We start from the raw sequence: 19,211 nt of genomic DNA, 5'->3' as shown, positions 1-19,211 counted from the left end.
CTCGACGGGGTGCCCGGGGCCCGGAGTCGCGGTGCCCTCAGACCCCGGACCAGCGACCTGGGTCGGGTCGTGGGCTGACCTGTGCGTGACCTGGGAGGTGCGTGGACGTCCTTCAGGTCGCCTTCAGCCGGTTCGACCCACACTCGGAACCGGAACGCCACCGGCGAGGTCCCCACCCACGAACCCCTCGGAGCACCGCATGACCATCACGACGTCACCGGGCACCCGGTCGCAGCCCGGTCGTCCGCCCGGTCCCCCCACGGACCGCGCCCGACGCGACCGGGGCGTGCGCCTCGCCGCGGGCTGCTCGCTGTGGGGTTCCCTGCTGCTCGTCACCTCCTGGTGGGCCGCCGACCGCGGACTGCAGGACCTCACCGGCTGGGCCGACGCCCTGACCTCGCTGGGACGGTTGTCCGGCCTGGTCGCCTCGGTGCTGCTGCTGGCCCAGGTGTTCCTCATGGCCCGCGTCCCGGTCCTGGAGGCCGCGTTCGGGCAGGACCGCCTCGCCCGGGTGCACCGGTGGGTGGGTTTCTGCTCCTTCGACCTGATGCTCGCCCACATCGTCACGATCACCTGGGGCTACGCCGGCGGGGAACTGTCGCAGACCCCCGCGACCGGGTGGAACCTCCTGGTCGAGGAACCCGGCGTGCTGCTCGCCGGGGCGGGAACGCTCGCCCTGGTCGCCGTGGTCGTGACCAGCGTCCGCGCCGCCCGGCGCCGGCTGCGCTACGAGTCGTGGCACCTGATCCACCTCTACGCCTACCTCGGCGTCGGTCTGGCCCTGCCGCACCAGTTGTGGACGGGTCAGGAGTTCACCGGCCACCCGCTGCGGACGGTGTTCTGGTGGGCGGCCTGGGGGGCGACGGTGGTCGCGGTCCTGGTGCACCGGGTCACCGTGCCCCTGGTGCGGAGCCTGCGACTGGACCTGCGGGTCACCTCCGTCGTGCAGGAGGCACCCGACGTCGTCTCCGTCGTGATGACCGGTCGGAACCTGCACCGGTTGCCGGTCGAGGCCGGGCAGTTCCTCGGGTTCCGCTTCCTGGACGGACCGGGCTGGATGCGCAACCACCCCTACTCCCTCTCCGCCGCCCCGGACGGCCGCCGGCTGCGAATCACCGTCCGCACCACCGGTGACGGCGGTCGCCGGCTGCGCCACCTCCGACCCGGGACGAGGGTCCTCGTGGAAGGTCCCCACGGTCGCCTCTCGGCCCGGGCCCGGACCCGCCGCGACGTCGTCCTCATCGGCGCCGGGGTGGGCATCACCCCCCTGCGGGCCCTGGCCGAAGGCCTCGGCTACGCCCCCGGTGAGGCGGTCCTGCTGCACCGCCACCAGGGGAGACCCCTGTTCGCGCGGGAGTTCGACGTCCTCGCCCGCGACCGGGGCCTGCGGGTCGTGGACCTCCCCGGTCCCCGCCGCGCCGAGGGGTCCTGGCTGCCCGCCGGAACTCCCCCGATCGACGACGTGACCGCGCTGCGTCACCTCGTCCCCGACATCGCCGGGCGCGACGTCTACGTCTGCGGCCCGGCGGGATGGACCGCGGACGTGCGCCGCGCCGCCACCGCCGCCGGGGTCCCGGCCGAGCGATTCCACTGCGAAGACTTCGGATGGTGAACCTCGTGACCCGAGAAGCTCCCCTGCACGAACCGGGCGAGGGTGGTTCCACCCGCCGCATCGTCGTCGCCGGCATGAGCACCGTCACGGTGCTCGTCCTCCTCTTCGGCTACCACACCTCCACCGAAGGGGCCGCCGCGACGAGCACCGCGGCCGTGTCCCCCGCCGTCGCGGGGTCCACGAGTTCGGGGTCCACGGGTTCGAGTGGCACGGCGACCTCGGGCGGCACCTCGACGACCGCGTCGGCGACGTTCACCGGTTCCGCCGCCGACACCCGGTGGGGACCGGTGCAGGTGGAGATCACCGTGGCGGACGGCAAGATCACCGCGGTCGACGTCGTGGAGTACCCCAGCGAGAACGGGAGGGACCAGGAGATCAACGCCCGCGCCCTCCCCACCCTCGTGCAGGAGACCCTGTCCGCGCAGAACGCCTCGATCGACATGGTCAGCGGAGCCACCGTGACCAGCACCGGGTACCTCACCTCCCTGCAGAGCGCGCTGGACCAGGCCGGACTGTGAGCGGGGAGCACGACGCCGCCACCGTCCGCCGGGTCGAGCAGGTCATGGGTTTCCCCGTGAGCCTCGCGATCCGGGGACGACACCGCGACGACGCCGCGGGGCGGGACGCCTGGGACGCGGTGCTCGCCTCGTTGCGCGCGGCGGAGGCCGTCTTCAGCCACTACCGGCCGCAGTCGTGGGCCTCGCGGTTGGGGCGCGGGGAGGTCACCGTCGCCGACTGCCCGGCCGAGGTGGCGGAGGTCCTGGCGATCGCGGAGGAGGCCCGTCGCGCCTCCGGCGGCGCCTTCGACGTCCACCGCCCGGGAGCGGACGGGGTGCGTCGCCTCGACACCGCCGGCGTCGTGAAGGGCTGGGCCCTGGAACGCGCCGCGGTCTGGCTGACGGGTCTGCCGGACACCGACTCCTGCCTCTCCGGGGGAGGTGACGTGCTCTGCCACAACGCCTCCCCCGGGTCCCCGCCCTGGCGCATCGGCATCGAGGACCCCGCCGATCCCCGGCGGATCATCGCCACCGTGGCGATCGAGAACGGCGCGATCGCCACCTCGGGCACCGCGCACCGGGGGGCGCACCTCGTCGACGCCCGCACCGGCGTCGCGCCCACCGCGGTGGCCCAGGTGAGCGTGATCGCGCCGTCGCTGACCCGCGCCGACGTCGACGCGACCGCGGCCTACGCCCTCGGTCCCGACGCCGCCCGCTGGCTCCGCGGTCGGCCCGGGACGTCCGGGTTGGTCGTGTGGGCCGACGGGACCACGGAGGTCGTCGGCGACCCGTGACGGGGGTGAGAGCGGTGAGAGGGGTACTGCCAGGGCATCCCACCACCCGGCGAGCCCCCCTACGGTGGGTTTGTGCGCCACCGTGACGAGGTCGAGGAACTCCCCGCTGCGAGTGTTCCCCCGGCGCCGGAATCCCCCGACTCCCCCCACGCCCGCGTCGTGATCACCATCGCGTCGCTGGGGTTCTTCCTCATCACCCTCGACATCTCGATCGTCAACGTCGCCCTGTCGGCGATCCGCGCGGAACTCGGCGGTGGGGTGACGGGCCAGCAGTGGATCATCGACGGCTACACCCTGCTGTTCGCGTGCCTGCTGCTGTTCGCCGGGAACCTCTCCGACCGGATCGGCGCCAAACGTGCCCTCGCGCTCGGCGTCGTCGTCTTCACGATCACCTCGGCCGCGTGTGCGGCGGCACCGTCGGCGGGGGCGTTGATCGCCGCGCGGTGCGCGCAGGGAGCCGGCGCGGCGATCATGCTGCCGGCGTCCATGGCCCTGGTCCGGGAGGCGTTCCCCGATCCGGGTCGCCGATCCCGGGCCCTGGGGGTCTGGGCCGTCGGCGGAGCGGTCGCCGGCCTGCTCGGTCAACCCGTGGGGGGTCTCCTGACCTCGCTGGACTGGCGTTGGGTGTTCCTGGTCAACGTGCCGGTCTGCGGGGGGATGCTCGTCTTCCTCACCCGGGTCGCGACGTCGCCGCGCCGACCGAGGCCCTTCGACGTGGCCGGTCAGGTCCTGGCCGTGCTCGGGTTGTCCGCCCTGGTGTTCGGGTTGATCGACGGCGGTCACCGGGGTTTCACGTCACCGACCGTGGTGGCGACCCTGGTCGTGGCCGTCGCGGCGATCGCCGCGTTCATCGTCGTCCAGGCCCGCGCCGCGCACCCGATGGTGCCGCTCGACCTCTTCCGCGCCCGCGGGGTGCGGATCGCGCTGCCGGTGGGTTTCGCCTTCATGGTCGGGAACTTCGGCAACGTGTTCGTCGTGAGCCTCTACCTGCAGCAGCACCTGGGGTTGACCCCGTTGCGGGCGGGACTGGTCTTCGTGCCGTCGGCGGTCCTCGCCGTCGCGGGGAACCTGGCGAGCGGACCGGTCACGAACCGCTTCGGCGCGCGGGTCCCCGTGGTCGCCGGGTTGACGTCGATGGTCGCGGGGTTGCTCGGGCTGGCCGCCACGGTCGGTACCGGCTCGGTCGGGTGGACGGCCCTCTGCGTCTGCTTCATCGGGGCGGGCGGTTCGCTGGCGATGCCCTCGGTGACCTCGGTCGTCCTGGAGGGCGTCGCGCCGGAGCGGTCCGGCACGGCCAGCGCGGTGTTCAACACCTTCCGCCAGATCGGCGGCGCGGTCGCCATCGCCGTCTTCGGCGCCCTGGTGTCCGGCGAGTTCCTCGCGGGCGCCCGCGCCAGTTTCCTGATCTCCGCGGCGCTGCTCCTGGGCGCTGCGCTGCTGAGTCTGCGTGTCCCCGCCCGAAGCTCCTGAGGAGGAACCCGTGCACACCCGAACCCTCGGCCCGCAGGGCCCCGCCGTCTCCGCGATCGGCCTGGGCTGCATGACCACCACCGGTGGGTACGGCGCCACGCCCAACCGGCAGCAGATGCTGGCCCACGTCCGCTCCGCGGTGGACCTCGGCGTGACGTTCTTCGACACGGCCGAGGTCTACGGCCCCCACGCCAACGAGGAACTCGTCGGCGAGGCCCTGCACGACGCCCTCGCCGGGCGCGACGACGTCGTGATCGCCACGAAGTTCGCCCAGCACGTCGACCCCGTCACCCGGACCGCGACCGGGCGGATGCTGCGACCGGACGAGGTCGCGGCCGCCGCCGACGGTTCCCTGCAGCGCCTCGGGGTCGAGGCGATCGACCTGTACTACCAGCACCGGGTCAACCCGGAGTTCCCGATCGAGGAGTTCGCGGGCGCCGTCGCGGAACTCGTCGCCGCGGGCAAGGTGAAGCACTACGGGCTGTCCGAGGCGGCCGCCGGCACCATCCGCCGGGCGCACGCCGTGCACCCGGTGACGGCGGTCCAGAGCGAGTACTCGCTCTGGTGGCGTCGCCCCGAGGACGCCGTCCTCGACGTGTGCGCCGAACTCGGCGTCGGGTTCGTGCCCTTCAGCCCCCTCGGCAAGGGTTTCCTCACCGGGACCATCGCCACCGGGACCTCGTTCGCCGAGGGGAGCGACCTGCGCGCCAGCATCCCCCGCTTCGCGGCGGCGGCCCAGCAGCAGAACGCGGCCGTGGTGGACCTCGTGCGGCGCTTCGCCGAGCGGAAGGGCTGCACACCCGGCCAGATCGCCCTGGCCTGGCTCCTGGCCCGGCAGCCGTGGATCGTCCCCATCCCCGGGACCACGAACCCCGGCCGGCTCCGCGAGAACGTCGCCGCGGCCGACGTGACCCTCACGCCCGAGGAGGTGGAGGAGCTGTCCCGGCAGTCGGGCGCCCTCGAGATCGAGGGCGGACGCTACCCCGACTGGCTGGAATCGCAGACGAACCTGTGACCCGGTCGTCACCGACGCCGATCCCGACGCCGGGGCCGGCGCAGTTCCGGGGGCGCGCTCGAGACGCCGACACCGAGCATCACCAGCACCGTCACCGGAGGTAGCCACCACACCGGAACCCCCACCGCACGACCGCCGACGATGAGCAGGACCATCGCCGCGATCCCCACGACCATCCGCCAGTCATCACCGACGACGAGGTCGCGGACGACGTCCAGGACCACGCGCAGCGCCTTCACGACCCGACCCGTGCGGACGCGTCCCCGCGCGGGGTCCGCGCACGCAGCACCACCGTGTACCCGACGGCGACGCAGGCGGTGAACGCGACGAGCACCGGCAGGGCGGCGTCGGCGCCCGGCCAGAGCACCCCGGCGCCCTCACCGCTCCAGAACATCCCGAAGGAGGTCAGCAGCACGCCGACGACGAACTTCAGCTGGTTCTCGGGCACCCGCGACAACGGGCCCCGGACCAGGAGGCCGGCGACGGTGACCAGGAGGACCGCCGCCGCGGCACCCAGCGCGGCCAGCCCGATGCGTCCGGCGTTGGCCCCGAAGGTCAGGACGATGAAGACCACCTCGAGACCCTCGAGGAGGACGGCCTTGAAGCAGAGGGTGAACGCGTAGGCGTCGACGCCGTCCGACGTCCGCGCCGCCTGCGAGCGTGCCGCCTCCGCGTGGGCGGCGAACAGGGCTGCCTCGTCGTGCAGCGCCTTGCGCCCGGAGGCGCGCAGGACCGCCTTGCGCAGCCACTGCAGCCCGAAGACCAGCAGCAGCGACCCCACGACGAGTCGGAGCACCTGCAGGGGGACCACCGTCAGCGCGGGCCCGAGGCCCGCCACGAGGACGGCCAACGCGGCGAGACCCGCGAGGACGCCGAGTCCGCTGGAACGCCAGCCCCGCGTCACGCCCACGGCGAGGACCACGGTGAGCGCCTCGACGGCTTCGACGGTGCAGGCCAGGAAGACGGACAGGAAGAGCGCAGAGGGTGCGGTCACGGATGCTCCTGGCTCGGTGCGGGTGGAGGCCCGATCAGCTGCGGTCCCCGCCGGCGTCGCCGGGCAGGGACTCGCTGGCGACCCTGGGCGACGACGACGAGGACGACGACGGCGCAGCACGGCGCAGCGGCACGTCCGCGGCAGCCTCCGGGACCGCTGCGGTCTGCTCCTGCACGTCGCCGCGCTTCACCGCCAGGTGGGCCACCAGGGCGACGATCACGACGAGGGCGACGAGGGTCACGGGACCGTCCCCGAAGCCAACACCCCCTCCGACGGATGGTTCCTTGGCCAGCCAGTCCGCGAAGGAGGCCCCCAGCGGACGGGTCAGCACGTAGGCCACCCAGAACATCGCGACCGGGTTCGCTCCGCGCCGCCACGCCACGAGGGGAACCGCGATGGCGACTGCGAACAGCAACCCCGAGGGCAGGAAACCGAGGTGCATCGTCAACCCGGTCAGGTCGCCGACCGCCGTCCCCAGCGCGAAGGTCGCGATGACGGTGGCCCAGTAGAACCGCTCCCGGCGGGCCGTCGTGATGCTGTGGATGTCGAGGGTGCCCTCGCTGCGCCGCCACCAGGCGAACAGGACGATCACGACCACCCCGTAGAACGCCGAGGTCACGTAGTACGACAGTCCGGTCGCCACGTGCAGCACGTCGGCGACGATCGTCCCGAAGACGGCGATCATCGCGACGGCGAACCAGTAGCGGACCGCCTGGTAGCGCGTCGCGCGCAACTGCCACCACAGGGCGAGGGCGAACCCCCCGACGCCGACCACCCCGCCGAGGACCAGGTTCGTCGTGCCGAGGAAGTCCGAAGCGGCCTCCCCCATGCCGGTGGTGAGCACCTTCACCACCCAGAAGAGGACGGTGATCTCGGGGACCTTCGCCGCCACCGGAGGACGCGCGCGGGGGATCAGCTGCAGGGGCGTGCGGGCCATGGGGCGTCGTCTCCAGACAGGGGGGTAGGGCGTGGCGGCGGCGTTCGGGGGTCTCCCCCCATGCTGCCTGCGAGTCGCTGAACCGCGGCTGAGAGCGGTCAGCGGCGGGAGGCGGTTCCTCGCCGTGACTTCAGCAGCTCCACCAGCACCGGCAGCAGCGAGACCACCACGACGACGGCGATGATCGGCAGCAGGTAGGCGTCGATCCCGGGGATCTGCCCGCCGAGCACGTGCCCGGCGAGGGTGACCCCGAGGGCCCAGAGGAGCCCCCCGACGCACTGCCACAGGGTGAAGGTGCGGGCCGGGACGCCCACCGTCCCCGCGAGGGGGTTCATCAGCGTCCGGACCACCGGGATGAACCGCGCGAGGACGATCGCCTTGCCGTGCCCGTAGCGTTCCAGGACGGCGCGGGCGCGCTGCACCCCCGCGTAGCGGCGGCGGTGCTCAGGACGCTCCAGCAGAGCCGGACCCGCGGCCCGGCCGATGAGGTAGCCGACCTCCGCCCCCAGCAGGGCCCCGCCGACCGCGGCCAGGAGCACCGGGACCAGGGACAGGTGGACCGAGGAGCTGACACCCGTCGCCGTGAGCAGCCCGGCCGTGAAGAGGAGCGAATCACCGGGCAGGAAGAACCCCACGAGCAACCCGGTCTCGGCGAAGAGGATCACGAAGACCCCCAGGGTCCCGAAGGACGACAGCAGGTGCTGGGGGTCCAGCAGCGCGCTCACGACGACAACGAGGAGGAGGACGACGACGAGGCGGCCGGGACGCCGCGACGGTCGGGGGCGTCGACCCGGCTGAGGCTGAGGTACACCACCACCGCCAGGATCGCTGCGAGGAACAGGACGCTGGTCACCGTGGTCCCCAGACCCAGACCGCCGTCGGCCCGGTCCTGCGACAGCAGGTCACCCAGGGACGCGCCCAGCGGGCGGGTCAGGACGTAGGCCGCCCAGAACGTCCCGACGGCGTTCAGGCGCAGCCCGAAGCGCAGCACGGCCACCACGGCGATCGCGACGGCGAACAGGAGGACGGAGGGGAGGTACCCGATGCCGGTCGTCTCGGCCACGAAGTCACCGGCCGCGGTGCCCAGGGCGAAGGTGAAGAGGATGGCGAGCCAGTAGAAGGCTTCCCGCCGGGGGCTGTCGATCGCGTGGATGGACAGCGTGCCCTCGACCCGGTGCCACGTCAGGAACGTCGCCGTCAGCAGGACCGCGAAGACGATCGTGGAGGCCAGGAGCGGCACCCCGAGGCCGTCGGTGAGGTTGTCGGTGAGCAACGTCCCCACGACGCTGATCAGGACCACGGCCAGCCAGTAGACGGGGGGCCGGTAGCCACGACTGTGGAACTGCGCCACGAGCACGACCGCGAGCAGCACCGTCATGACGATGCTGGTCGCGGTGAGACCGAAGCCGAGGGTCTCGTTGAGGTAGTCCGCCGCGGTCTCCCCCACCGTGGTGGCCAGCACCTTGACGATCCAGAAGAACGCGGTGACCTCGGGAACCTTGTTCGCCGCCGTGCGCGGGGCGGCACCGGTGCCGCCCCGGGGTCCCTCCGGACCAGGAGTCTGTGTCATGCCCCCAGCGTGGCGAAGGCATGCTGAACCTCTGCTGAGCGGCTCGGTGCGCACGGTGGTGCGCGACGATCAGAGCCGGGACAGGCCGTTCCAGACTGAGAGAGGTGGATCCAGTGGTCGCAACGCCCCGTCGGGTGCTCGGCAGGGTTCTCGACTGGTGGCGGGCGGCCGGGGTGCAGATCCGCTCCACGATCGCCGCCACCGTCCTGCAGGCCGTGGTCGTCGCCGCGGCCGGCGCCGTGCTGCTGCTGGCGCTGAGCAACAACCTGGACAACAGCATCGACGCCGGCAACCTCGCCACCGCGCAGGGGGTCTCGGCCCTGGTGGACGGGGACATCGCGAGTTCCACCGCCGTCGCCACGACCGACTCCCCGAACCGCGAGGACCTGCGCGACGCCATCTCCGCCGCCTCCCGGCGACGGGCGGTGGTCCAGGTCCTCGACGCCGACGGCACCGTCATCGCCGCCAGCGACGACCTGCGGGGTTTCACCGCGCTCGCCCGGGAACTGCCGGCCGCGGGGGGGACCCTGATGCTCGAGAGGGCCCTGCCCTTCGACGACGACCCGTACCGGTTCACGGCGCTGGGCGGCGAGGTCGGCGGCACCCGGTTCACGGTGCTCATCGGGCAGTCGCTGGGCACGGGCGAGGACACCCTGCACGCCGCGGAGGTCGCCCTGACCGTCGCCGGCCCGCTGCTGCTGCTCGCCGTGGCCGGGGCCACGTACCTGTTCATCGGGCGGTCGCTGCGCCCGGTCAGCGAGATCCGCACGACCGTCGAGGGGATCAGCCTGCGCGACCTCTCGGAACGGGTTCCCGTCCCGCCGGGCGACGACGAGGTGTCCCAACTGGCCCGGACGATGAACGCGATGCTCGCCGACCTCGACCGGGCGACGACGGCGCAGCGGCAGTTCGTCTCCGACGCCAGCCACGAACTGCGCAGCCCGGTCGCCACCCTGCGGGCCGCCGCCGACATCGCCCTCACCGTCCCCGATCGCGCTGACCGCGGGGACCTCGCCGTCCTCGTGAGGGGTGAGGCGCAACGACTGGACCGGCTCGTGGCCGACCTGCTACTGCTGGCCCGGGTCGACGAGCGCAGCCGCAGTTCCGCGGGCACCCCTCAGCGCGACGAGGTCGACCTCGACGACCTGGTGACCGCCGAGGCCCGCCGGTTGCGGACGGCCACGACGCTCGACGTCGCCGTGCACCGCGAACCGGCCCGGGTCCTGGGCGACGAGCACGCGCTGTCGCGGGTGCTGCGCAACCTGACCGACAACGCCGCCCGGCACGCCGTCTCGACGGTGTCCATCGCCTTGCGCCGCAACGGCTCCACGGCCGTCCTGGACGTGGTCAACGACGGCCCGCCGATCCCCGGTCCGGACCGCGAACGCGTGTTCGACCGTTTCGTGCGCCTGGAGGAGAGTCGTGCCCGCGACCTCGGTGGCACCGGCCTCGGGTTGGCCATCGTCCGCGAGATCGTCCTGGCCCACGGCGGGAGCGTCCGCGTCCTCGACCCCGGCGACGGCCCGGGGACGTGCTTCCGGATCGAACTCCCGATCTCGGAGTTCCCGGACTCCCCGGAACTCACGGAGTGACGAAGCGGTAACCCGAACCCCGGATCGTCTCGATGAACTCGCGACCGACCTTGCGGCGCAGGTACCCGACGTAGACCTCGACGAGGTTCTCGTCGCCGTCGTAGAACTCGTCCCAGACGTTCTCGAGGATGTTCGTCTTGGTCAGGACGTCGCCGGCGTGGCGCATGAAGTGGTGCAGCACCTGGAACTCCCGCGCGGTGAGGCGGACCTCCTCGCCGCGCAGGTGGACCCGCTGCTGGGCGGGGTCGAGGGCGAGTTCCCCCGCGCTCAGCGTCGCAGGCCGCTCGGGCGCACCGCGCCGGACCAGTGAACGCAACCGGGCGACGAGGACCTCGAAGGAGAAGGGTTTGCGCAGGTAGTCGTCGGCGCCGAGGTCGAACGCGTCGGTCTCGTCGTACTCCCCGTCCTTGGCGGTCAGCATGAGGATCGGGGTCCAGACCTCGCGCGCCCGCAACGTCCGGCAGACCTCGTAGCCGTTGAGCACCGGCAGCATGATGTCCAGGACGACGACGTCGAACGAACCCGCGGTGGCCCGCTCCAACCCGGACCCCCCGTCGTGGACGACCTCGACGCTGAACCCGACCCCGGTCAGCCCCGACGACAGCGTCGCGGCGAGCGTGACCTCGTCGTCGACCAGCAGCACCCGCACCGTCATCCCCCCTGGACCCGTGGTCAGGCGAGTTTGCCACGACTCACCCGGGGGCGACGACACCACCGGGTCGCGCAGACCGGTGACCCCGGCCAGGACGGCGCTGAGCAGGACCGCTGGCCGGAGCACGGAGGACGTCATCAGGAGGTGGGTGTGCGATGCCGACGGCGCCGCAGGGACCAGACCACGAGGACGGCCACCGCGACGACCGCGACGAGCACCCCGCTGCCCCGGCCGAGCCACTGCGCCGCAACGGAGTAGGACGCGCCGGCGGAGTAGCCGACCAGGACGGCCGCGACGGCCCAGACGATCCCGCCGACGACGTTCCAGGCGGCGAAGCGCCCGTAGGGCATGCGCGCCGTTCCCGCCAGGGCCGGGGTGACGGCCCGCAGGAAGGCGGTGAACCGACCGAGGAAGACCGCGCCGCCCCCGCGACGTTCCAGGAGGTCGCGGGCCTTCTCCAGGCCGACGGCGTGCCGGCGCAGCGGCCCCGCGGCGAGCAGGCGGGAACCGAACCGGCGCCCGACGAGGTAGCCGACGCTGTCGCCGGCCACCGCGGCGAGCGCGACGACGGCGAAGGCCACCGGCAGCGGCGTGTGCCCGAGGTTCGCGGAGGCGCCGGCGACGATCGCGGCCGTCTCACCGGGCACGACGAACCCCACGAAGAGCGCGTCCTCGGCGAAGACCAGCAGGGCGACGACCACGAGCAGCCACACCGTCGGCACCGCCAGCAGGGCAGCCACCGCGTGCTCCACCGCCCTCACCACCTCCACTCGACTGCGAGGAGCATCCGACGGGCGCGCTGAACCCTCGCTGAGAACGGTCCGGTCCTCCTCGTGTCGTCCTCAGGAACCCTTCAACACCACCCCGTCACGGTGACTGCATGCCATCTCCCCTGCGCCCCGCTGCGAACAAGGTTCCCGAGGTCACCGCCTTCTTCTGGGTCGTCAAGGTCCTCGCCACCACGGTCGGCGAGACGGCCGCCGACTACCTCAACGAGACCCTCGGGTTCGGCCTGAGCGCCACGAGCATCGTCATGGGCCTGCTGCTGGCGATCGTGCTCGTCGCGCAGTTCCGGTCGCGCGCCTACCGGCCCCCGCTGTACTGGCTCGCCGTCGTCCTCATCAGCGTCGTCGGCACCCTGATCACCGACAACCTCACCGACGTCGCGGGAGTTCCGCTGATCGCCTCGACGATCGCCTTCGCGGTCCTGCTGACCGCCACCTTCGCCGTCTGGTACGCCCGGGAGGGGACGCTCTCGATCCACGCCGTCGACTCCCGCAGCCGCGAAGCCTGGTACTGGCTGACCATCCTCTTCACGTTCGCCCTCGGTACCGCCGCCGGCGACCTCATCGCGGAGGAGGCGGGTCTCGGCTACCTGCCCTCGGTCGCGTTGTTCGCCGCGGCCATCGCCGTGGTCGCCGTGCTGCGCTTCGGCGTCAAGCTCAGCGCCGTGGGTACCTTCTGGGCCGCCTACGTCCTGACCCGCCCGCTCGGCGCCTCGCTCGGCGACCTGTTGTCGCAGCCCAAGGGCGACGGTGGACTCGGACTCGGCACCACCGCCACCAGCGCGATCTTCCTCGCCGCGATCCTCGTCGTCGTGGTGCACCTGACCCGCAGTCGCATCGACTCCCCCGACCGGGGACTCGTGACCCGTTGAAGCGCTGAACCGCCCGGTGTCAGCGCGCCCGGGTTCAGCGGAGTTTCAACAACGCCGGAGCAGGGTGTGCCCATGAGCACCGCCGACTCCCCTCCCCACCGACCGCTCCGTCGACACCCCCGCCGCCGTCGCCGGCTGCTGATCACCGCCGGGATCACCGCGGCGGTCCTCGCCGCCCCCGCCGTCTCCTACGTGCAGGCCCTCACCTACCCGGGGTCCGCTCCGTTCGCGACGCGCTCCGTGGAGTGGGTGCGGGACAACGGGGGTGGCCGGGTCGTCGACGCGGCCGAGAACTGGTGGTACGCCCGGCACGTGCCGGCGGGTCAGACGCCGACCGTCCGGGCCGGAACGGGCAGCACGCACGTCGTGCGGACGGTCCAGGTCGCGCCACCGGTGATCCTCGGAGTCCCACAGGTCGTCGGCGAGGACCAGTGGATCCCCGGGAGGTCCGGGGCCGACGGGAACCCTGCCCTCTGGACGACGTTCTTCCGACCCGACGCGGCCCACCCCGAGGTGATCGCCGGCGCCGCGTGGATCAAGGCCGGAGCGGTCGCCCACCTCGTCGCCGGGACGACCCAGCCGGACCGGGGTTCCTGGCCGGGGAACGCCCGCGTAGCCACCACCGACGTCCCGAACCTGTTGGCGACGTTCAACTCGGGGTTCAAGTTCAAGGACACTCCCGGCGGGTTCCTGCTGCAGGGCCGGTCCTCGCGACCGCTCGTCGACGGCCTGGCCACCGCGGTGATCGACGCGCGGGGACACCTGGACGTCGGGAGGCTCGGCTCCGACGTCACCGTCGGCCCGACGACCCTCGCGGCGCGGCAGAACCTGCAGATGGTCGTCGAGGGCGGTCGTCCCGTTCCCGGGCTCGCCGACGACGCGCACGGTGCGTGGGGGACGTCGAAGAACCAGAAGCAGTTCACCTGGCGGTCGGGTCTCGGCGTCGACGCGCGCGGGGACACCGTCTACGTCGCGGGCAACGGCCTCGACCTGGTGCACCTGACCGACGCCCTCGTGACCGCGGGGGCGGTGCGCGCCATGGAACTCGACATGCACCACGGGATGGCGTCCTTCGCCAGCTGGCAACCGACCGACGGTTCGGGAACGCCCACGCCGACGAAGCTGTTGCCCGACATGTCCCGTCCGGCCGACCGCTACCTCGAGCCCGATCAGCGGGACTTCTTCTACCTCACCGTCCCGACGACCAGCGCGGGGTGAGCGCTGCAGACGCAGGAAGGCCCCGGGCGCTGGTGCCCGGGGCCTTCCTGGTGGAGGGTTCAGCTCACTGCATGACGAAGGAGGTCAGGTAGATGCCCATGACCCCTTCGGTCTCCTCGCCCTTGTCGTCGTGCGTCTTGTACGCCTCGATGACCTTCTCCTGCAGCTCGTCCTTGTAGTGGTTGCGCTGATCGGTGTTCTGCAGGTCGGTCATCGAGAGGTTGGAGTACTCATTGATGATCAGGTCGTACGCCTTGGAGCCGTCGAGGGCGGTACTGCTGCCTTCGTGGCCCCCGCCGGCGGCCAGGACGCCCTGCAGCCCGACGCCGATCTTCAAGTAGTGACCGTCAGCGAGGTTCACGCTGATCGGGTCGAGCGCGGTGACGTCGCCGGGGGTCAGGGTCGGCGTGGGGGTCGCCGTCGCGGCGGAGGCGCTGTCGCTTTTGGTGAGGAAGAAGACGCCTCCACCCACGCCACCGGCGAGCAGCACGGCCGCGCCCGCGGCGATGATGATCATCTTCTTCTTGCCGCCGGGCTTGGCCTCGCCGTCGCCCTTGGTCTTGTCCTTGGCCATGGGGAACTCCGTTCGGTCGTGTTCGTCAGGGGGTCAGTGAGCGACGTTCGCGGCGAGGTTCGGCGCGATGCCGGTGGCGAGGTCGGTGGTGGAGGTGACGCTCGAGGTGTTCTCCGCACCCGCGGTGTCGGTGGTGTCGGTGAGCTCCGCCGGTCCGGACCCGGTGTCGGTCTGGGCGGCGACCTCGGGCAGGAGGGCCTTGACGGCGTCCGAGCTCGGGGAGGCGATGACCAGGTCGACGCGACGGTTGCCCGTCAGCGCCTTGGGGTCCTCGTTCGGGTACAGCGGACGGCTGTCGGCGTACCCGGTGCCCGAGAGGTGGTCGCCGGGGATGCCGGCGGCGATGAACCGCTGGACGACCGTCATGGCGCGGGCCGCGGAGAGGTCCCAGTTGTCGCGGTAGCGAGTGGAACCCTTCAGCGGCAGCGAGTTCGTGTGTCCCTGGACCGCGACGTCGTTCGGCAGCTGCGCCAGGATCGGCGCGATGACGTCCAGCACCTCGCGGCCCTTCTCCTCGACCTCGGCGGAGGCGTTGGCGAAGAACACGTTGTCGGCAACCAGACCGACGATGAGCCCGTCGGAGGTGATCCGGTAGGTCACCTGGTCCTGGTCGTCCTTCGCGGTGAGCGCGTCGTTGATCTGCTTCTCGATCTCGCGGTAGTCCTGGACCTCCTGCTTGGCGTCCTGGAGGTCCGACTGGGTCTGGGCGGTCTGCTGACGCTGCAGGACCTGCTTCACCTCGGAGGAGATGCTCTGCTGCAACGGCTGACCGGTCGAGTTCGGGCTGATGTCGATGGGCATGTCGCCGTTGGCCGCGTCCATGATCCCGGAGTTCCCGGAGACCGCCTGGTTGGAGGCGGCGGTCCCCTTGGTGAGACCGTCCTTGAACTGCGCGAACTTCAGCTGGTCGACCTGGCTGAGGGCGAAGAGGACGATGAAGAGGGCCATCAGCACGGTGAGCATGTCGGCGTAGGCCACCAGCCACCGTTCGTGGTTGGCGTGCTCCTCGTGCTCCTCGTGCTTGTGACGCCGCTTGTGCGCCGCCGACATCAGGCCGCCTTCTTGTCCGGAACCGCGGTGCCCGGGGGCAGCAGGCTCTCGAGCTTCTTCGCGACCGAGCGGGGGTTGGAGCCCGCCTGGATGGCGAGGATGCCCTCGACGACCAGTTCCATCTGCGCGGTCTCGATGGCGGAGAGGCGGGTCAGGCGACTCTGCAGGGGCAGGTAGAGGATGTTCGCGCTGGCGACACCCCAGAAGGTCGCGACGAACGCGCCGGCGATGAGCGGCCCGAGGGCCGCCGCGTCGGTCAGGTTCGCGAGGACGACGGTGAGGGAGATGACGGTGCCGCAGATGCCGACGCTGGGTGCGTAGCCACCCATGTCCCCGAAGATCTTGGCGGCCTGCTTGTCCGCGGCCTTCTTGGCCTGGATCTGGGCGCTGAGGATCTCGTAGAGCTCGTCGGGGTCGGTGCCGTCGATCGCGGTCTGCAGGCCGTCGCGGAGGAACTCGTCGTCCACTTCCTTGATGGCGTCCTCGAGGGCCAGGAGGCCCTCACGGCGCGCACGCTCGGCCATGCTGACGATGACGCCGACCGTGGCGCCGGAGTCCTTGGGCTTGCCCAGGAAGGCCCGCTGCAGGGACTTGAAGGCCCCGATGCCGTCCTTCAGCGTCCCGCCCATGAAGCCGACGCCGAGCGTCCCGATGATGACGATGACGAGCGGGCCGGGCAGCAGGAGGTCCGTGGGCGAACCACCTTCGTGGTTCTGCGTCCAGAGGATGGCGGCGACGGTGACGATGAGACCGCCGATGGTTGCGAAGTCCATGGCTCAGGGCCTCCTGCGGTGCAGCGGGACCGGGGCCGGCAGGTCGCCGTCCGTGTCGCTGTGGGTGGATTCGGTGGTGTGGTGCGGGAGCTCCAGGACGTCGGCCGTGCCCGTCTCCTCCAGGGAGTGCGCGGTCGCGACGACCCGCGCGCGGAACGCCATGACGCGCTCGATGATCTCGGCCAGCGGTTCGGTGACGACGAACTTGGCGCCGTCCACGAGCGTGATGACCGTGTCAGGGGTTGCATCGACACGCTGGATCAGGTCGGGGTTCACAGCGAACACCGATCCGTTGAGGCGAGTCACGAGGATCACAGGGTTTCCATCCTTGGCGGTGGAGTGGGGCGCCCGTCCGTGGGCTGGTTCATCCAGTCCATCGGCGCGCACGTGGTGGATCTGAGAGAGGGTTGCGCGGTACACCCGTTCGTGCTAATGGCCCGCGCATCGTCACTGGCTGCAACCAAAACACCCTCCTGGAGCGTTGCTCCAGGAGGGTGATCGGCAGTTCTACGCCGGCTCTTGAACCAGCGCCGGAACCAGGGTCAGCGCTTCAGGTTGACCAGGTCCTGCAGGATCTCGTCGGAGGCCGTGATGACCTTCGAGTTCGCCTGGAAACCGCGCTGGGCGAGGATGAGCTCGGTGAACTCCGAGGAGAGGTCGACGTTCGACATCTCCAGCGAGCCCGCGAGCAGCCCACCGCGACCGGCCTGACCGGCGATGCCGTAGACGGGGTTGCCCGAGTTCGTCGACACCGAGTAGAGGGAGTTCCCCTCCTTGCGCAGACCAGCTGCGTTGTTGAAGGACGCGATGGCGATCTGGCCCAGCGTCTGCTTGTAGCCGTTGGAGTAGTTGCCGGTGATGACACCGTCGGTGCCGAAGGCGTAGCTGGTGAGGGTTCCGATCGGGGCCCCGTCGGTGTTGGGGTTGACGTTGCTGGTACCGGATGAGCCCACGAACGCGGTGAGCGCCGAGAGATCGATCGAGAGCTCCCGGCCCGTCGGGCTGCCCGGGGCCGGGACGAACACCTGCTTGTGGGCGGTGTCGACCGCGGTGCCACTGGGATCGAAGTTCAGGTCCTGCTTGACGGCGCTCGCAGTCCCCGCTGCGGCATCGCCCTTCGTCGTCGTGGAGACGACGGGGTTGCCCTTGGCGTCCGTGACGACCATCTTCCAGTCGTTGGTCGGCCGGTACTGATCCGGGGTCGCACCGTTGACGGGGGTGTGAATCACCGTGTTGGTCAGAGTGACGTTGTACTTGGTCAAGTTGCCCTGGGCGTCGTAGGCGTTGACCGCCGTGGTGACGGTGGTGCCGGCCACCGTTTCCTCGGTGCCGGAGAGCGCAGGCGTCCCGGTGTAGGGCTGCGAGGCGTCCTGCGCAGGAACGATCGTCGGGGTCTTGAAGGTCCGGTCGATGTTGCCCTTGAGCGCGCTGGTGGTCGTCGCGACCGCCGGCATCACCGAGTCGGAGGGGATGACCAGCTTGCCGATCTGGGCGTTGGTGTTGATGCCGCCGGCGGCGTCGGCCTTCCAACCCATGACGTACCCACCGTCGTTGGTGACGATGGATCCGTTGGCGTCGAGGGTGAAGGACCCGTTGCGGCTGTAGAACGTGCCGTCACCCTGCTGGATGGCGAACATCCCGTCGCCCTGCAGCATCAGGTCGGTCGCCTTGCCCGTGGCCTGTGCCGAACCCTGCGTCATGTTCTGGGTGATCGCGTCGACGCGGACACCGAGACCGACCTGCGAGGGGTTGGTACCGCCGCTGGCGTTCGTGGGGGCGCCGGCAGCCTTGGTCAGCTGCGACAGCGTGTCCGCGAAGACGACGGAGTCGCTCTTGTAGCCGGTCGTGTTGACGTTGGCGATGTTGTTGCCGACGACGTCCATCATCGTCTGGTGCGCACGGAGACCACTGACACCGGAGAACATGGAGCGAAGCATGCTTCAGACCTTTCGAGGGGCTGACGGGGAACTGTGATGGGACGAGCGGGAGCGGGTCAGGCAGGGGTCGTCGGGCTCGACGAACCCGACGGGGTGCTCCCGGTGGAGCCGGACACGGGGGTGTTCCCCGTCGTGGGGCTCGAGGTCGATCCGGTGACCGGGGTCGACGTGGGCGGAGTCGCAGCGGCGCCCGGAACGGTCGGGCTCGTGGTGGCCGTGCCCGGAACGGTCGGGCTCGTGGCGGTCGGGCTCGTGGTGGGCGGGGTCGTGGTGGCCGAACCCTCGGCGGCCTTGGCGTCGGCGGCTGCCTTCGCGTCCGCCGCCGCCTTGGCCGCCGCGGCTGCGGCGGCGGCCATGGCCGCTGCCTCACCGATGCCGGAGACCTTGGACAGGACGACGCTGGTGCCGTCCACGTTGAGGACCGGTTCGCCGTTGGTGCCGCCGACCGATCCCTGCGTGAAGGAGACCGACTTGACCTCGCCGGTCTTCAGCGTGCCGTCCTCGGCGGTGTAGGACACCGTCTGCCCGACCATGGTGCTGGCCTGCAGCTTGTTCTGACCCGCCACCATCGTGCTGGACTGGGTCGCGACGTCCTGCATGGCTTCCAGCGCCGAGAACTGCGCGGTCTGGGCCATGAAGGCGGTGGTGTCCGCCGGCTTCGACGGGTCCTGGTAGCGGAGCTGGGCGACGAGGAGCTTGAGGAACATGTCCTTGTCGTCCTTGGTCTTCGCCTTCGCCGCGGCGGAGGTGTCCGTGGCGTTCGCGTTCTTGGTCGCCGAGGCCGCCGCCATGGCGTCGGAGTTGGCGATCAGGGACGTGTAGGCGTTCGAACCGCTTGCCGCGTCGATGGTCATGCCTACTCCTTCGGT

21 protein-coding genes are annotated in these 19,211 nt (G+C 71.3%); 8 read left to right on the top strand and 13 right to left on the bottom strand.

Annotated features, from left to right (window positions below):
* The first annotated feature begins 199 nt into the window (after nucleotides 1-199).
* The 5 genes from AC0I8G_RS23685 to AC0I8G_RS23665 all read left to right on the top strand — a co-directional run bounded on the left by AC0I8G_RS23685 (nucleotide 200) and on the right by AC0I8G_RS23665 (nucleotide 5,388).
* Nucleotides 200-1,612: a ferredoxin reductase family protein gene (locus AC0I8G_RS23685; protein ID WP_471732139.1), complete on the top strand. Its 1,413-nt coding sequence runs from the start codon at nucleotides 200-202 to the stop codon at nucleotides 1,610-1,612.
* A 74-nt stretch (nucleotides 1,613-1,686) separates the two neighbouring features.
* Nucleotides 1,687-2,130, top strand: coding sequence for an FMN-binding protein (locus AC0I8G_RS23680; protein WP_471732147.1), 444 nt, complete (start codon nucleotides 1,687-1,689; stop codon nucleotides 2,128-2,130).
* Entirely contained in the window at nucleotides 2,127-2,903 is a 777-nt protein-coding gene (locus tag AC0I8G_RS23675) for an FAD:protein FMN transferase (RefSeq protein WP_471732138.1), read from the top strand. Before AC0I8G_RS23680 ends, AC0I8G_RS23675 begins: the two co-directional genes overlap by 4 nt.
* A 72-nt stretch (nucleotides 2,904-2,975) precedes the next feature.
* Nucleotides 2,976-4,373: an MFS transporter gene (locus AC0I8G_RS23670; RefSeq protein ID WP_471732137.1), complete on the top strand. Its 1,398-nt coding sequence runs from the start codon at nucleotides 2,976-2,978 to the stop codon at nucleotides 4,371-4,373.
* 10 nt (nucleotides 4,374-4,383) lie between these two features.
* Nucleotides 4,384-5,388 (top strand): aldo/keto reductase, encoded by a 1,005-nt coding sequence (locus AC0I8G_RS23665; protein ID WP_471732136.1) that lies wholly within the window; start codon nucleotides 4,384-4,386, stop codon nucleotides 5,386-5,388.
* A gap of 8 nt (nucleotides 5,389-5,396) precedes the next feature.
* On the opposite strand, the gene AC0I8G_RS23660 is transcribed toward AC0I8G_RS23665, so the two are convergent.
* The 5 genes from AC0I8G_RS23660 to AC0I8G_RS23640 all read right to left on the bottom strand — a co-directional run bounded on the left by AC0I8G_RS23660 (nucleotide 5,397) and on the right by AC0I8G_RS23640 (nucleotide 8,889).
* A complete protein-coding gene (locus tag AC0I8G_RS23660) occupies nucleotides 5,397-5,627 on the bottom strand; it encodes a hypothetical protein (RefSeq protein ID WP_471732135.1) in 231 nt (76 codons plus the stop codon).
* Entirely contained in the window at nucleotides 5,624-6,382 is a 759-nt protein-coding gene (locus AC0I8G_RS23655) for a COG4280 domain-containing protein (RefSeq protein ID WP_471732134.1), read from the bottom strand. The genes AC0I8G_RS23660 and AC0I8G_RS23655 overlap by 4 nt, the downstream gene beginning before the upstream one ends.
* Nucleotides 6,383-6,416: 34 nt before the next feature.
* Nucleotides 6,417-7,319, bottom strand: a complete 903-nt coding sequence (locus tag AC0I8G_RS23650; RefSeq protein WP_471732133.1) for a COG4705 family protein — start codon at nucleotides 7,317-7,319, stop codon at nucleotides 6,417-6,419.
* A 98-nt stretch (nucleotides 7,320-7,417) separates the two neighbouring features.
* A complete protein-coding gene (locus AC0I8G_RS23645; protein WP_471732132.1) occupies nucleotides 7,418-8,044 on the bottom strand; it encodes a DedA family protein in 627 nt (208 codons plus the stop codon).
* Complete coding sequence (locus tag AC0I8G_RS23640; RefSeq protein WP_471732131.1) at nucleotides 8,041-8,889, bottom strand: COG4705 family protein; 849 nt, start codon at nucleotides 8,887-8,889, stop codon at nucleotides 8,041-8,043. Before AC0I8G_RS23640 ends, AC0I8G_RS23645 begins: the two co-directional genes overlap by 4 nt.
* Nucleotides 8,890-9,002: 113 nt before the next feature.
* Between AC0I8G_RS23640 and AC0I8G_RS23635 the strand changes: the two genes are divergently transcribed.
* Nucleotides 9,003-10,481 carry a sensor histidine kinase gene (locus AC0I8G_RS23635; RefSeq protein WP_471732130.1) on the top strand — a complete coding sequence of 493 codons (1,479 nt, stop codon included), beginning with the start codon at nucleotides 9,003-9,005 and terminating at the stop codon, nucleotides 10,479-10,481.
* Here the strand turns inward: AC0I8G_RS23635 and AC0I8G_RS23630 are convergent.
* Both AC0I8G_RS23630 and AC0I8G_RS23625 read right to left on the bottom strand, forming a co-directional pair.
* A complete protein-coding gene (locus tag AC0I8G_RS23630; protein ID WP_471732146.1) occupies nucleotides 10,471-11,130 on the bottom strand; it encodes a response regulator transcription factor in 660 nt (219 codons plus the stop codon). The genes AC0I8G_RS23635 and AC0I8G_RS23630 overlap by 11 nt on opposite strands.
* Nucleotides 11,131-11,270: 140 nt before the next feature.
* Nucleotides 11,271-11,873 carry a DedA family protein gene (locus AC0I8G_RS23625; protein WP_471732129.1) on the bottom strand — a complete coding sequence of 201 codons (603 nt, stop codon included), beginning with the start codon at nucleotides 11,871-11,873 and terminating at the stop codon, nucleotides 11,271-11,273.
* Between the two features lie 140 nt (nucleotides 11,874-12,013).
* Between AC0I8G_RS23625 and AC0I8G_RS23620 the strand changes: the two genes are divergently transcribed.
* Both AC0I8G_RS23620 and AC0I8G_RS23615 read left to right on the top strand, forming a co-directional pair.
* The gene (locus AC0I8G_RS23620; protein WP_471732128.1) at nucleotides 12,014-12,790 is read left to right on the top strand and encodes a COG4705 family protein; all 777 of its coding nucleotides are present in this window, start codon (nucleotides 12,014-12,016) and stop codon (nucleotides 12,788-12,790) included.
* A 72-nt stretch (nucleotides 12,791-12,862) separates the two neighbouring features.
* Entirely contained in the window at nucleotides 12,863-14,008 is a 1,146-nt protein-coding gene (locus AC0I8G_RS23615) for a hypothetical protein (protein WP_471732127.1), read from the top strand.
* A gap of 64 nt (nucleotides 14,009-14,072) precedes the next feature.
* Here the strand turns inward: AC0I8G_RS23615 and AC0I8G_RS23610 are convergent, their stop codons facing one another.
* The 6 genes from AC0I8G_RS23610 to AC0I8G_RS23585 form a co-directional block, all read right to left on the bottom strand.
* Complete coding sequence (locus tag AC0I8G_RS23610; RefSeq protein ID WP_471732126.1) at nucleotides 14,073-14,582, bottom strand: flagellar basal body-associated FliL family protein; 510 nt, start codon at nucleotides 14,580-14,582, stop codon at nucleotides 14,073-14,075.
* A gap of 33 nt (nucleotides 14,583-14,615) precedes the next feature.
* Nucleotides 14,616-15,632 carry an OmpA/MotB family protein gene (locus AC0I8G_RS23605; protein ID WP_471732125.1) on the bottom strand — a complete coding sequence of 339 codons (1,017 nt, stop codon included), beginning with the start codon at nucleotides 15,630-15,632 and terminating at the stop codon, nucleotides 14,616-14,618.
* Entirely contained in the window at nucleotides 15,632-16,405 is a 774-nt protein-coding gene (locus AC0I8G_RS23600; RefSeq protein ID WP_380262508.1) for a motility protein A, read from the bottom strand. The genes AC0I8G_RS23605 and AC0I8G_RS23600 overlap by 1 nt, the downstream gene beginning before the upstream one ends.
* A gap of 3 nt (nucleotides 16,406-16,408) precedes the next feature.
* Nucleotides 16,409-16,720, bottom strand: a complete 312-nt coding sequence (locus AC0I8G_RS23595; RefSeq protein ID WP_328291715.1) for a flagellar FlbD family protein — start codon at nucleotides 16,718-16,720, stop codon at nucleotides 16,409-16,411.
* A gap of 227 nt (nucleotides 16,721-16,947) precedes the next feature.
* Nucleotides 16,948-18,342: a flagellar hook protein FlgE gene (locus tag AC0I8G_RS23590; protein WP_471732124.1), complete on the bottom strand. Its 1,395-nt coding sequence runs from the start codon at nucleotides 18,340-18,342 to the stop codon at nucleotides 16,948-16,950.
* A 56-nt stretch (nucleotides 18,343-18,398) separates the two neighbouring features.
* Complete coding sequence (locus AC0I8G_RS23585) at nucleotides 18,399-19,196, bottom strand: flagellar hook capping FlgD N-terminal domain-containing protein (RefSeq protein ID WP_471732123.1); 798 nt, start codon at nucleotides 19,194-19,196, stop codon at nucleotides 18,399-18,401.
* Between the last annotated feature and the right edge of the window lie 15 nt (nucleotides 19,197-19,211).

The organism is Kineococcus sp. AC630, from assembly GCF_979255925.1.
The sequence above is the reverse complement of the archived record's forward strand: the minus strand, read 5'-3'. Positions and strand labels throughout refer to the sequence as shown.